Source organism: Paenibacillus sp. FSL H7-0331 (genome assembly GCF_001956045.1).
Genome location: NZ_MRTH01000002.1, coordinates 1 through 11,933, shown reverse-complemented (window position 1 = coordinate 11,933; position 11,933 = coordinate 1). Strand labels below are relative to the sequence as shown.

General features: G+C 33.7%; 19 protein-coding genes. 3 read left to right on the top strand and 16 right to left on the bottom strand.

Going from position 1 to position 11,933, the window contains the following annotated elements; translation table 11 throughout:
• Positions 1-304: 304 nt before the first annotated feature.
• The 13 genes from BK127_RS43555 to BK127_RS43550 all read right to left on the bottom strand — a co-directional run bounded on the left by BK127_RS43555 (position 305) and on the right by BK127_RS43550 (position 7,439).
• Complete coding sequence (locus tag BK127_RS43555; protein WP_179097368.1) at positions 305-460, bottom strand: hypothetical protein; 156 nt, start codon at positions 458-460, stop codon at positions 305-307.
• A 4-nt stretch (positions 461-464) separates the two neighbouring features.
• Positions 465-1,079: a hypothetical protein gene (locus tag BK127_RS02755; RefSeq protein ID WP_179097367.1), complete on the bottom strand. Its 615-nt coding sequence runs from the start codon at positions 1,077-1,079 to the stop codon at positions 465-467.
• Between the two features lie 278 nt (positions 1,080-1,357).
• Positions 1,358-1,819: a hypothetical protein gene (locus BK127_RS02750; RefSeq protein ID WP_076228448.1), complete on the bottom strand. Its 462-nt coding sequence runs from the start codon at positions 1,817-1,819 to the stop codon at positions 1,358-1,360.
• A 209-nt stretch (positions 1,820-2,028) separates the two neighbouring features.
• The gene (locus BK127_RS45660) at positions 2,029-2,214 is read right to left on the bottom strand and encodes a helix-turn-helix domain-containing protein (RefSeq protein WP_076228446.1); all 186 of its coding nucleotides are present in this window, start codon (positions 2,212-2,214) and stop codon (positions 2,029-2,031) included.
• Positions 2,215-2,360: 146 nt separating this feature from the next.
• Entirely contained in the window at positions 2,361-2,615 is a 255-nt protein-coding gene (locus BK127_RS02740) for a hypothetical protein (protein WP_076228444.1), read from the bottom strand.
• A 661-nt stretch (positions 2,616-3,276) separates the two neighbouring features.
• Positions 3,277-3,411, bottom strand: a complete 135-nt coding sequence (locus tag BK127_RS44660) for a hypothetical protein (RefSeq protein ID WP_256711148.1) — start codon at positions 3,409-3,411, stop codon at positions 3,277-3,279.
• Between the two features lie 33 nt (positions 3,412-3,444).
• Complete coding sequence (locus BK127_RS02735) at positions 3,445-3,807, bottom strand: hypothetical protein (RefSeq protein WP_076228442.1); 363 nt, start codon at positions 3,805-3,807, stop codon at positions 3,445-3,447.
• A 70-nt stretch (positions 3,808-3,877) separates the two neighbouring features.
• On the bottom strand, positions 3,878-4,246 hold the full coding sequence (locus BK127_RS02730) for a dATP/dGTP diphosphohydrolase domain-containing protein (RefSeq protein WP_076228440.1): 369 nt from the start codon (positions 4,244-4,246) through the stop codon (positions 3,878-3,880).
• The gene (locus BK127_RS02725) at positions 4,243-4,533 is read right to left on the bottom strand and encodes a hypothetical protein (RefSeq protein WP_256711147.1); all 291 of its coding nucleotides are present in this window, start codon (positions 4,531-4,533) and stop codon (positions 4,243-4,245) included. Before BK127_RS02725 ends, BK127_RS02730 begins: the two co-directional genes overlap by 4 nt.
• A gap of 6 nt (positions 4,534-4,539) precedes the next feature.
• Entirely contained in the window at positions 4,540-5,076 is a 537-nt protein-coding gene (locus BK127_RS02720) for a 3D domain-containing protein (RefSeq protein ID WP_179097365.1), read from the bottom strand.
• Positions 5,077-5,216: 140 nt separating this feature from the next.
• On the bottom strand, positions 5,217-6,005 hold the full coding sequence (locus BK127_RS02715; protein WP_076228438.1) for an AAA family ATPase: 789 nt from the start codon (positions 6,003-6,005) through the stop codon (positions 5,217-5,219).
• Positions 6,006-6,077: 72 nt separating this feature from the next.
• Positions 6,078-7,058 carry a hypothetical protein gene (locus tag BK127_RS02710; protein ID WP_076228436.1) on the bottom strand — a complete coding sequence of 327 codons (981 nt, stop codon included), beginning with the start codon at positions 7,056-7,058 and terminating at the stop codon, positions 6,078-6,080.
• Positions 7,059-7,259: 201 nt separating this feature from the next.
• Positions 7,260-7,439: a DNA-directed RNA polymerase subunit alpha C-terminal domain-containing protein gene (locus BK127_RS43550; RefSeq protein ID WP_076228434.1), complete on the bottom strand. Its 180-nt coding sequence runs from the start codon at positions 7,437-7,439 to the stop codon at positions 7,260-7,262.
• Between the two features lie 240 nt (positions 7,440-7,679).
• Here BK127_RS43550 and BK127_RS02700 point away from each other — a divergent pair, with 240 nt between their 5' ends.
• A complete protein-coding gene (locus BK127_RS02700; RefSeq protein WP_076228432.1) occupies positions 7,680-8,813 on the top strand; it encodes a matrixin family metalloprotease in 1,134 nt (377 codons plus the stop codon).
• A gap of 60 nt (positions 8,814-8,873) precedes the next feature.
• Here BK127_RS02700 and BK127_RS02695 read toward each other — a convergent pair whose 3' ends face one another.
• The 3 genes from BK127_RS02695 to BK127_RS02685 all read right to left on the bottom strand — a co-directional run bounded on the left by BK127_RS02695 (position 8,874) and on the right by BK127_RS02685 (position 10,843).
• Complete coding sequence (locus tag BK127_RS02695; RefSeq protein WP_076228430.1) at positions 8,874-9,197, bottom strand: hypothetical protein; 324 nt, start codon at positions 9,195-9,197, stop codon at positions 8,874-8,876.
• A 131-nt stretch (positions 9,198-9,328) separates the two neighbouring features.
• Positions 9,329-9,556, bottom strand: coding sequence for a DNA-processing protein DprA (locus tag BK127_RS02690; protein WP_076228428.1), 228 nt, complete (start codon positions 9,554-9,556; stop codon positions 9,329-9,331).
• Between the two features lie 144 nt (positions 9,557-9,700).
• Complete coding sequence (locus BK127_RS02685; protein ID WP_179097364.1) at positions 9,701-10,843, bottom strand: DUF4238 domain-containing protein; 1,143 nt, start codon at positions 10,841-10,843, stop codon at positions 9,701-9,703.
• Between the two features lie 315 nt (positions 10,844-11,158).
• On the opposite strand from BK127_RS02685, the gene BK127_RS02680 reads away from it, so the two are divergent.
• Together BK127_RS02680 and BK127_RS02675 are read left to right on the top strand one after the other, a co-directional pair.
• A complete protein-coding gene (locus BK127_RS02680) occupies positions 11,159-11,668 on the top strand; it encodes a helix-turn-helix domain-containing protein (RefSeq protein WP_076228424.1) in 510 nt (169 codons plus the stop codon).
• A partial coding sequence (locus BK127_RS02675; protein WP_179097363.1) for a transposase occupies positions 11,668-11,933 on the top strand: 266 nt, incomplete at its 3' end. The genes BK127_RS02680 and BK127_RS02675, both read left to right, overlap by 1 nt.

Genomic DNA, 11,933 nt, shown 5'->3' with positions numbered 1-11,933 from the left:
TCATTTTCAAATAAATTTATGTATTATTTTATTGATTCCTTTATTGAAACTCTCTATAGCTCTCTTGGAAGGTTCGTTCAAATATGTAACATTCACATTTATATTTTCATATGTATAATTTCGATTATCAACTTTTACTGATTTAGATTCTTGTATTTCCTGCATCTATTCACTCATATTTAGATTATAAACATTCATTCCTCTAAATTCCTCTCATATGTATATTTCACTTTCTTATTCATTCCTAAAATAACTATCCGTTATATTAGAATCTCCTGTTCACCTTATTAGCCATATCAGACTTTCACTTTCTAAGCTTATCAACCAACCTCAGAAACGGTTTCTTCCGCTCCACACTCACCACATTACCCCATCCATCCTGCTTCACACTAACCGCCTCTATAGGTGTCTTTGTAATCTCCTGAAGCGCACTAAACATATCTAATCCTGCATCTTTCATTTTCTCATATAATATTGTTAAGCAATGCACAATTCCATGACATCCATTTGAAGAACTCTTGTCCATCTATAATCTCCGGCAATTTGTCTATCGCCTTATTTGTTCCTACATAATTTGTCCTGCATCCATCGTCTTTTACTTTGTCTCGATTGAACGAGTAAATGCCCAGCAAATCATCCTTTATAATCGGTGCAAGGTTTAGTAAATGGTAATACCCATCAACATCAGGACACAATAAGTTATATGTATGTTCTTTTTCTTTGTTAATATCTGCTAACTTAACTCTCAAATCTTCGAATCTGTTTTTCAACCTGTTTGAACAATCCTCAATATTTTTGCTGATGTAAGAACCGACTTCCTTAACCTTATGTAATTTACCACTGAATTTCATATCATAATCCGTTACCTTTTCAGCAATCATATTCGTGTATACAATTCCTTTGATTGTTAATTGCTTGCTGATTTCCCCTTGTTTCTTTATTGCTTCTGCTAGTTGGTTAATGATTCTTTCATGTGCGGAAACAATAACCTTCAGCTTATGATTATGAACAAACTCTTTATTCATCGATACTAATTGAGAAATACCTTCTTCAAACTCATTCGACTTTTGATTGATCATTAGATTATTATGCATTGGCTACTCCCTCCCTCAAATCCCATAACCGTTCATACTCAACCTCTACTTGTTCCCACTCTAGATCGGCTACACTAAGTTGGACAGAAAGAATAAGGGCTTGTAGAATAAACCTATCATGCTAAGGAGCGGATTTCTACAATGCCTAAAAAACAACGACGCACGTTTACATGCGAATTCAAAAAGCAAATGGTGCAGCTTTATGAAAATGTATTTTTATAGCTAAGTTAAACCTGAGAGCTCTCTCTTTAATAACTCACATTTTAGACGGATGTTTCGATTATAGTCTCTCGTTCCCTTACACGAAGGAAAGTATGGACACCCCAAAAAACACCATTCTTTCCACTCTTTTGTTCCATAATTGTCATACATTTTGGGTATTTGGGGGTTGTCAACTTTTCTTCATCAGCAATTAATTGTTTTAACTCATTGCGTCTTTTTATTTTTTCTAAAAAATCAGGCGTATCTTTAACCCCAAATTTCTGCCTGTGGTCCTCATATTGTTCTTTGCTTATTTCAAACTTCTTTATACTATAATCACTACCACCAAACATTTTCATATGTCTATATACATTTACAAACATATATCTACCATCAATTATGCAAGCCACTTCTTCGTTTGTATGCTCATTCTGAAGTCCAGTTCTTTCCTCGTGCCAATCAGAAGAAATAACCACAACACCTGATGCATTTAATTCTTCGACATAATAAGATGTCCGAATCATTATAAATCACTCACAGTAATATAATTCGCCCAAATAATTTTCACATAAAATTGATTTTTTATTGGCTCTTTTCAGACAAACTTTTAACTAACTCAATAATAAGGGATTGGTTATGTTCGGTCAGTTTGTGAAAGTTGCTTAAAAACTCAGAATTAAGATTGTCTTCAATGGATAGCTCTTCGAATCCAAGTAGTTTTTCAATAGAAACCTTAAAATAATTCACTTAATTGCTTTAAACGCTCTATACTCGGTGTATCATTCTGTGACTCATACCTGCGAATATTGGACTCAGGAATGTCTAAATCTGTGGCCAATTTACTTTGACTTATGCCTCTTGCTTTCCTCAAAGTTCGTAGAGACTCACTAAATTTAGTCTTGGTATAGACCACGTGCATTTTAACAATCGTGATATACGTGTTGATAATCCTGACAGTAATATTTCTACTGTTTTTATTAAACTTAGCAAAGACAAGAAAGAAAAAACTAAAGAAAAATTTATGCGGCTTTAAGCTCCTTTTTCATTTCCAATACAATTGCCATTTTAATTACTAAATTCGTATCCCTCAGTACGATTGTGTCTAGCATAGTCAGACGTAACTTCATCCTCGGTGTCATGTTCAATTTGCTCAAGTACGTCATTGAGTCTCTGTTGCTCTACAACTAAAGCTTCATATCTTGACCTCATAACGTTTAGAGCATGTAGTGTTACATGTGTACTATAACCATCCTGTTTTGCATCCTTAATATAACCATCAAACACAGCAAGTTGAACCTCATGCAACTCTTGAATTTTCATCTATTAAATATTTCCCTTACAAAGTGCAATTTCATTTACTCAATCAAAATTTGGATCTAATACAAACCTGTCGTATTCATTTTCATCATTATATTCTTCACATTGGAATTCATATAGATCCTCTTTGCTAATTCCTCTATTTCTTAATCCTCATTCTGATAAAATATTTAGATTAAACAATATAACCAATCCCTTTCCTAATAAAAAATTGAATTTACCGGCTTTAAAGCCACACTTTAATTAATTTTGATTCATACCACATTTAGTGCGAACAAAAAACCGAACAAATCAATTTACATACTATATATTGTGTTATAAAATAAATCTATCAAGGTCATAAAGGAAAAGAGGTGTATCTGTAAATGGCTAAATCTAGTACTAATAAAGTATCGTCTTCATCCATGTCCACCAAAGCTTCAAAAGCATTAAACAGCAATTCAACAAGCAAATTAACCAAGTCTTTAGCAGGCTCAGTATTGTCTCAATCAAAGGCTAATAAATCTTACACAAAAGGTTGATTAGTACATATTACCCACCAGATACAACATGTATCTGGTTTTTTGTCTGTTTATTTCGGTTGAAAATCCACTTTCATTGTCTACTCAATTCTTGTTTGGTTTGACTCTTGATGTAGTTTTATTGTTTCAACGAAATAATGATTCTATTGCTGCACCAATACCTGAACCATCATTATTAATACATCTTCTTTTGTCATTTGTTTACGCCTATAGAATTGTAAGCATTGATGAATAGTTATTTCACTTAGAGCTAATTTTTCGATTTCTGAAAATCCCATCCACAAACCTCCTTTATATATGAAGGTGTTAATTTATTTATCATATTTTTCTTTTAATTCTTGTAATTGTTTACGTTCTTGTTCTTCTCTCCATTTTTGCACGTTCAAACGATAAGCTTCCTCTGCTTTTTCTTTATTATTAGCAATTTCATTAAACATTTCATTTACGTCCACTTTGTGACACATATCATAATTGACTTCCACAATCTCAGCATTTATATATGGGTTTTTATCTTTTAGATAATATTTCGCAAGCTGATTTAGATGATGTTTCAGATGACCGATATTAGACCAAGATTTCCCTTCTTTAGTCCAGATATTATCTGTGCCACCTTTTGAGAATAGTCCTGTTTCCTTATTTCTAATTTTATAAACCTTATGTAATGTTTGATGCAATATTCGATACCTCCAATTCCATTAAAACTGTAGTTTTATAGGCTATTTCTGTTTAGAAAACCCTTATGTATCAAGGGTTATGAGATTCATCAATTTCTAAAATTCTATTCGGCAAGTCTTGCATATGAGGAATGATCTCTTCAAAATGCATAATCGCAAAAATATTAAAAACTGCTGCTGCTAAATGATCTTCGTCATCCATACCCATTATGTATTGGTTCATATGTCTAATTGCACTATCATAACATCTTGATACTGGCTGTCCCTTTTCCCAATTACGTTCAGAATACTTCTCAAGGCCATCTTCGTATCGTTGAGCCAATCTTCTGAGAGCATAGGGGGAAACTAAATCGTACCTCCCTTTACCTGTACTTGGCTCTCTATTCGATCCTGTAACATAGTCTAATCGGTTTCCTGAGTCTGGTAGTGGTTTACTCATTTATTCAACCTCGCTTCACGAGCATCCTTTAATTTCTGTTTATGCTCATCTGACATAACTCTATTTCCAAATGTTTTTGCCCTAAAGGAGATTTGATTATATGGAATATTCTCATAGAAATACTGATTTCCATTTTCATTTTCAACAATTCGATCTGGTTCAATCCCGACTCTTTTAAGTTTGTTGACAACCTTACTTTGAAGAGTTTCAATTTTCCAAGTTTTTGTTTCATCACATGTACTGATATGTGTTTCTCTTTCTTCAAGTAAATATGCTATAACAATCATCCCTTCTTAATCTATAATTGCAACACTTAGTTTTTGTCTTCCGAAATGTCGAGCTTCCCTCAAATCATTAAAATAAATATCGATATGGCCTTCCTTTATGGCTTCTCCACGATCTTGGCAAGTATAAACATGATCCAACTCTTTAATATAAATTTCAGTTCCAAATGACATGGACTTAGGACAAGCTGCTGTAACCCCTTGTTTTACTGGTTCACCACTCGCTGTAATACCGTACCCCTTCTGACCTTTCTTTTTCTGTGTGCTCTCAAACCCAGACGTAAATGCAGTTACACTCATTGACTTATAATTATATACATCAATGCTAGGTTCCGTTCCTATTGGTTCAATCTCTGGTTGTTGGATCTTCTCAACTGGAAGCTTAACAATTTTAAATTTTATTTCACTCATAACAGACTGAGCAACATTTGATGTTTGATTTAAGGTGTATGTTTTCGCTTCTCCTGCTTGATTTGCACCAGTAAAGATAAATGTGCCACTCAAGATAATGATTGCAAGAGAACGCTTGATAATCTTGTTGGTCATCATGCCTCCATAATTGTTATCCGACTTGTAAGGACAATCCCTAGAATATATTCGTATTCATATTCTAGGGAGAGTGGGTTTAACTATGTATTGGTATTATTTACTTATAATTCCTTTGAAATATTTCTTTAATCTGCTTATTATTTCTTTGGTAATTCTTGAACATATTCCAACATAGCTTGAAGAATATTTACATCTCGTAATTCTTTAAACTTAGTGGTTCTAAATTTCTCCTTGAACCCAACCGCCATTGCTTTTTGTTCATCAACTGTCATAACGTCAATAATTCTTGAGATGTTGCTAATATGTTCGTTTGCCTTATCCCCAATTGCCCCATTAAAATTATCTGCTTCTTTATCAAGAGTCTCATCAAAAGTTTTAATTTCATCTTTGCTTCTAGTTGCACCTTTTTGTGCTCTTTCAATTGCAGCTTTCCAGTGGCTATAGATTGGCTTATCTACAATATCACCAACGTTAAACACCTGAGTTCTATCTTTTTCTACTACTCCGACTGGCTTACCATCCTTAATGTACGTTTTTACAACAACATCAAAGTATTCTTTAGGGGAAAGCCCTTCTCCTTCGATCATTCGAGCATTACTCATTGCTCGAAGCTCTACAACCTTTAAAGCAGCATGTGACATATTCTCAGCAAATCGTGTGATGCTATCAATGTTAATGGATTCAACTTGTTCGAACAATTCTTCATCATTCTCAAACTCATCTAGATCCTCATTCAACTCTTGAAACACCAACGTATTTGATTCTGTTAAGACATTCTCTCCACTATAAAACTTAGTGCCACTATCACTATCAACTAAAAATTGATTTGGAAAAGATAAAGCGGTAGGTGTTTTACCGCTTGCGCTCTCCCCATAAAATAAAAATGTTACACCTTCACGTTTTTTCTCTCGTTTTGCTAATGCCAATTTAGTAATCTCCTCTATGTTTATATTCTTTATTATTATGTATTATATTCATTTACTTTAGTGCGTTAATCCTCAAAGGGACAGGTCATCTTCACTGATATCAATTGGTTTGCCATCATCTCTTTGAAACGGATTGGCAACAATAAAATCTTCTGACCTATAAACTTTCGCCTGATGATTAATTACTTTCGTGATTTGAAACTCAGAAATAGAACCTCCGTTAACCTTACCAACGCCTTCTGGACTTTCTCCACCCCAATCCACTTTCTTAGGAGCATCTACGAGAATAGTTCCATTTACACATTTACCTTGAATGGGAAGAATATCACCTGTCTTAGCTTTTGTTGCGATATTGTTTGCCAACTTATCATATTTCTCAGCATCAACAGTAAACACCATATCGCTAAAAGTTTTATTAAATTGGATGATTCGACCACTCACATACAACTTCTTCTTTTCTTTATTTACATTTGTATTCATGACGACAATATCATGTTCAAATGAGCTTACCTCTACAAATTTCTCATCATCGAAATCAGATGCATTTTTAAGTCCGATTTTTTCAATTGTGTACTTTACAGATGTTTTATCCTCTCCATTACTTTGATATTTTTCAATTTTAAATTGAGCATCTACCCATACTTCAAGATTGTTTTCAACATTATTTTTAATAAGTTCTACAGCATCATAATTAAAATAATTATGTAATTTTGCTTTACCGTCATCTTCTTTGACAAGTGCAATACCAGCTGTTCCAAAACCAAAGCATGTGAATCCTTCTGGAATATCTTTTCTTTCACTGAAATTAATCTCAAGTTGCTGCCTCTCTCCGTTTTTATTGGAGTAAACTTTAACTTTTTTATCTGGTACTTGACCAAAAAGATCTACACTATAGATTACATTATTATTGCTTGTTTTAATATTAAGACTAATGCTTCTGTATGGATTTCCTTTTTCTTTAGTGCTTCCCTCACGGTATGAACCATCTGTGCTAAATCCTACAATTTTACCTTCAATTCGAACGCTACCTTTGGTTTGTTTTAATTCTGTCATTTTTATGTATTCTCCTTATAATTTCATATTTTTTGTTTTCATTAATATGTTGGATTATTCGGAGTAAATCGGGGTGCTCTGGTATCTGAAATACGCTATCACATCCTCTCAGTAACCTTATATAAGATGAAATTAAATCATCTATGTTATCAAGGATTTAACCTTGTTGTTTTACTTCTAACTCACGTTAAAATGATCGGTTTATCGGAATTCGATATTAAGCTTAGATTCAATCTCCTCAACACTTTTGCGATGAATGTTTTTCAATGAAGTAATATCTGCGTAACTCATTTTATGTATGTCTTCAACAAAATTAATTCCAGATCTTTTTAATACATTGTAAGTTTTAATTGTCCATTCATATTCTTCGATTGACTGCATAATTCTCAACTCCTCTCTGCTACTTCTGTATAGTATAATTTTCCAGTTTTTATTGTCAATAACTTTGCATATTTTATTTTTAATCATTTTTTTAGACATTGAAATTCTGTTCTCATTTAACTGAATTTAAATTTAGTTATACCATAACAATCTATTATACTACTATTAATATTTGATATATTTGGTAATATATGGTATGGTGAATTTACTCAAAAATTAAGTTTAAAAGGAGAATGATGTATGAAGAAAAAGTTTCTTGTTATTGCCACATCCTTAGGACTAGCATTAAGTGTCGTAAACGTTGCATATGCCGATACTCCAACTTTCTATTACAAATTTAACAATAGGTATGTTACTTATTACAATGATGGTTCAAACAACGCTTATAAGGGGTTTTGGACTACTGGTGCTTCTCGTTGGACGAATAACAGCGTTATGAGTCTAGTAACAGGTTATACCAATGACTTCAGAGCTGGTAATACTGAAAACTCAGGTGCAACGTGGGACGGAATATGCTACACAGATTATAATTGGATAACTGGTACTATCAATAATACAAGATCATGGTTAAATACCCATTTTACGGCACAATCCAGATATACTACCTCTATCATAAATGGTATAGCTACTCACGAATTAGGCCATTCATTTGGATTGGCTCATAACGATTCTGAAGCGTCAGTTATGTTGAGTTATACATTTTATTCTGATCTTACAACCTTAGCTAGAACATACGACTCCCCCACCCCATCAGATACTATCGCACTCAAGAACAAATACGATGGTGTTCCTCATGGACTTTCATTAACGGAAAAGTTGAATGATTCAGAGCCTAAAACCAATAAAGAGAAACTAAAAGAACTAAACATCAAAAATCCTAATAATAAAGAACACGTTGTTGTCGTAACTCCGTCATGGGCTGTCAAATATACAAGTCTTAAAGATTTAGCTGAAAGTGCGGACTTGGTGGTCAAAGGAACAGTTAGTAAGAATAAAGGCACTAATGTAAAAAAAATAAAAGATTTCGATGCTGTTACCACTAGTACTGATATCGAAATTAAGAGTATTCTAAAAGGTGATAACGAACTTAATAAGAAAAATATCGTTGTTAAACAACTAGGTGGAGAGAATGAATCAACTCTGTACTTCTCTGAGCACACTACTCCGCTCCAAGAAAAACAAGAAGTTATTCTTTTCTTGAAGAAGTCAGACAACAACACTTACATTCTAATTAACGAAAATGATAGTCTATTTGTTAACTTACAGAGTAATCCTGCCGAGAACAGTACAAATAAAGTTGTTGAAGGGCAGTACCAATACATGGCTGATCAATCGATCATTTCTGAAAGTGACATAATTTCAAAAATTAAATAATTTTGTTTAATCGAAACTGAGAACTCAAATTTGATTCTCAGTTTCTTTCTTTAATCATAACTATTTATTTGAGTTAGCTTTAAAGTATTTGTCTCCATCTTCTTGTATGGCTATTGAATCTTTGTAATCCAATCCTACAATAGAGTACACAGCAGTACCGACTGAATAGAAATTTGAACTATAATTTGCATTGAGATCTTTCTCCTTGTCAGACTTTAACTTAATTGTTCCAAGTAATTTATCAGTATTTTTTACTTGTTGATCAGTAACCATATACACACGGTTTTCCCAATTTATCATCTTATTACTTGCAAAACTTTGAACATCACTTCTAACACATCCAGTCAAAGCGACAAGAAAAACCACAGGAAACAAAAATTTCATCAAACTCCCCCTCTCATAATAGATAACGAAATTGAGAAACTATATGTTGCAAATGATCCATAATTTTACTTTATAGTTAAAAACATTTGATTAGTTCTTCAAAAAATATAATGTCTTCAACGGGTTTTATTTCAAAAAGTTCTTTCTCCACCATCAATAATAGCTCCTCTGTGTGCTGCCGCATCCATCCCATCAGCAAGACTAGAAACAACTATATAACCCTTGGACACAAGATTCTTACCAAGATTATGTGTAGCATTTAATTCAGCCTTAGAACCATTTCTGGAGCCAATAACACCAATCCACTTCGAACGATCAGATAAATCTAATTGTTGACTAATTTGAATAATAATTATCAAATTCGTTTTTATATTTTTTATTTACAATAAAATGTACCTTTTATTGTCTATCTTTTGTTATATCTAAGGTAACTAAGTACTGGTCATAACAGTTTATAAAAAGCTCCAGTTTTGCCTGTTAGCCACGCTGAAGCAATTATTTCATTAAATTAATGGAGGTCTTTTCTTGTTTGAATAAAAAGCTCCAATTGGTCTTTCAACCATTCCATTTGGATCAATTAAATACCTCTCATATTGTTCTTGACCAATTTCGTCCATCATCCTTTTTGCACCCTTATATCTATCCATATGACACCTTTTAAATTTCATTTGGCTTCCACACGGACATAGTTCATTTGCTCCAGACTTACTATATTTATAAAGATCGTGCATACCGAAAAAATCCCAAATGCGCTCATCATTTTCATAAAAGAAAATTTCTTTTTTCCTATTGCTGCCCATAACACTACCTGAATCAAAACCAGCATAAGTTGCAGATGGCGACTTAAATTCGAATTGAGGAGACGCTTCTAATAATGCCTCTTTGTATTGTGCAACACATTTAACATATGAATTATTAATAATAACTTTATTAATCTCCCTTACTTCTTCCTTCTTTAAAGAAATAAGTTTATTTGGGCTAATATACAAAGGTCTTTTACCATCAAAGAAAACGATATAGTATTTACTAGAAATTGGAACTAATATCATGACATCTTTTAATCCGATATGCCTATTACTCATGTCAAAAAAGTTGTTTTTTATTCCAAGAGCAGCCGTTGACAAGTACTGGTCACTGAGTAAAAAATGACAATCGTCACTTTTAATGATGCAAATTTGATACTTATTAATAATTGTTTTACCCAGCTCCAAAATATATCTTGAATTCATTATGTTCTCAAGAAGAAGTATAATCCTGTCTTCTTTATTATTTCGTTCATATTCAAACTCATGTAATAATGCTCCACTTCTATAATAAAATACAATTATAGTTGATATATGTGATGCAATTATTTTTTTCACTTCAAGAATATTCCCTGTTCCTTCATCAAATTCCTCTAACAGCTGTAGCAAGTTTACCAGAGCAGGTGCAAACTTATCTTCATAAACAATACTAAAATGATCTTCTAATTCATTAGTCTCCAAGTTTGTGTGCTCATATGTATAATTTTCCGTCATTGCCTGAGTATATTTTGTTAGATAAGGCTCTTTATTAGACTCTACCAATTTTTCGAATATTTGAAGTTTATTATTGGAAAAATTCTTAAGAATGCACCTTGCAACATAATGCTGATTTTTTGTTGTCAATTCAATACCTCCATCTAACATCAGGCTATAAAATGCACGTTTAATAGGCTTTCTATATTTGTTGATTATTATAGATTGATGTTAACCAGTCTGATTCTTCTTTATTTAGTGTACTTATTTCTTTTTGTATGGGCATTCTCTTATCAATTACCTTTAATGGCTTTAGCTGCTTAAGCAGTTCTAATCGCTTTAGTCTATAAGAATTTAGCTTCTCCAACTCTTCCACTGTCATTTGATCTATATAAGTTGAACTAAAGGAATTCATTTCCAACCCGTCGAATTAAAGATATACAACCTGAAAGCGACGGTGAAATCATGGAAACGACCCCAGTATGGATTGAAGTTGAAGCCTTGATGAAAAAAGAGAAAGATCGGCGCATGTTCGAGCGTTACCAAGCCATTTATTTGCAATTGAAAGGCAAGAATGCCCTAGAAATTTCAGAAATCATTGGCAGGACGGAACGAACGGTCTACAAATATATGCGTGCTTTTCGCGAGGCTGGTGTAACCGGACTGCAAATGAATTATTCAACGGGAGCCCCTGAGCGATTAACGAAGGAACAGCAGGAACAACTCAAACAAACCATCGTATCTTCTGTTCCACATGAAGTTGGATTTATGAGCAAATATAGCTGGACGCTGTATCTCATGGGTGAATATATCAAGCGGGAGTTCGGTGTCGCTTACTCGCTGCGAGGCATTTCTAAAATGGCGCATCGACTTGGACTCAGCTACACGAAACCTACGTATACCTTAGCAGCCGCCGATGAAGCCAAGCAACAAGTCTTTACTGAAGCTACGTTTCCGATTTTGAAAAAAGACTAATGGACGAGGAAATCGCTCATTTGCTCTTCGAAGATGAGTCGATGATCCGTGATTACCAAGCGCTTCAGCATACCTGGTTCCTCAAGGGCAAGCAACGCGTCATCCCAACCACAGGGAAGCATCGCGGCGTTAAATTACTTGCTGTATTGAATTACGCGACGGGCCACATTCTTTGGAAAGAAGACGAACAGTACGATGCGGCCACGTTCTTGTCATTCCTTCAAACCGTAATCGAAGCGTATCCGCAAGGAAAGATGGTCATCGT

Excerpts from the sequence above, each read along its gene's own strand:
- BK127_RS43555 (WP_179097368.1), bottom strand. The coding sequence starts at position 460 with ATGAAAGATGCAGGATTAGATATGTTTAGTGCGCTTCAGGAGATTACA.
- BK127_RS02755 (WP_179097367.1), bottom strand. The coding sequence starts at position 1,079 with ATGATCAATCAAAAGTCGAATGAGTTTGAAGAAGGTATTTCTCAATTA.
- BK127_RS02750 (WP_076228448.1), bottom strand. The coding sequence starts at position 1,819 with ATGATTCGGACATCTTATTATGTCGAAGAATTAAATGCATCAGGTGTT.
- BK127_RS45660 (WP_076228446.1), bottom strand. The coding sequence starts at position 2,214 with ATGCACGTGGTCTATACCAAGACTAAATTTAGTGAGTCTCTACGAACT.
- BK127_RS02740 (WP_076228444.1), bottom strand. The coding sequence starts at position 2,615 with ATGAAAATTCAAGAGTTGCATGAGGTTCAACTTGCTGTGTTTGATGGT.
- BK127_RS44660 (WP_256711148.1), bottom strand. The coding sequence starts at position 3,411 with ATGGGATTTTCAGAAATCGAAAAATTAGCTCTAAGTGAAATAACTATT.
- BK127_RS02730 (WP_076228440.1), bottom strand. The coding sequence starts at position 4,246 with ATGAGTAAACCACTACCAGACTCAGGAAACCGATTAGACTATGTTACA.
- BK127_RS02725 (WP_256711147.1), bottom strand. The coding sequence starts at position 4,533 with ATGATTGTTATAGCATATTTACTTGAAGAAAGAGAAACACATATCAGT.
- BK127_RS02720 (WP_179097365.1), bottom strand. The coding sequence starts at position 5,076 with ATGACCAACAAGATTATCAAGCGTTCTCTTGCAATCATTATCTTGAGT.
- BK127_RS02710 (WP_076228436.1), bottom strand. The coding sequence starts at position 7,058 with ATGACAGAATTAAAACAAACCAAAGGTAGCGTTCGAATTGAAGGTAAA.
- BK127_RS43550 (WP_076228434.1), bottom strand. The coding sequence starts at position 7,439 with ATGCAGTCAATCGAAGAATATGAATGGACAATTAAAACTTACAATGTA.
- BK127_RS02700 (WP_076228432.1), top strand. The coding sequence starts at position 7,680 with ATGAAGAAAAAGTTTCTTGTTATTGCCACATCCTTAGGACTAGCATTA.
- BK127_RS02695 (WP_076228430.1), bottom strand. The coding sequence starts at position 9,197 with ATGAAATTTTTGTTTCCTGTGGTTTTTCTTGTCGCTTTGACTGGATGT.
- BK127_RS02680 (WP_076228424.1), top strand. The coding sequence starts at position 11,159 with ATGGAAACGACCCCAGTATGGATTGAAGTTGAAGCCTTGATGAAAAAA.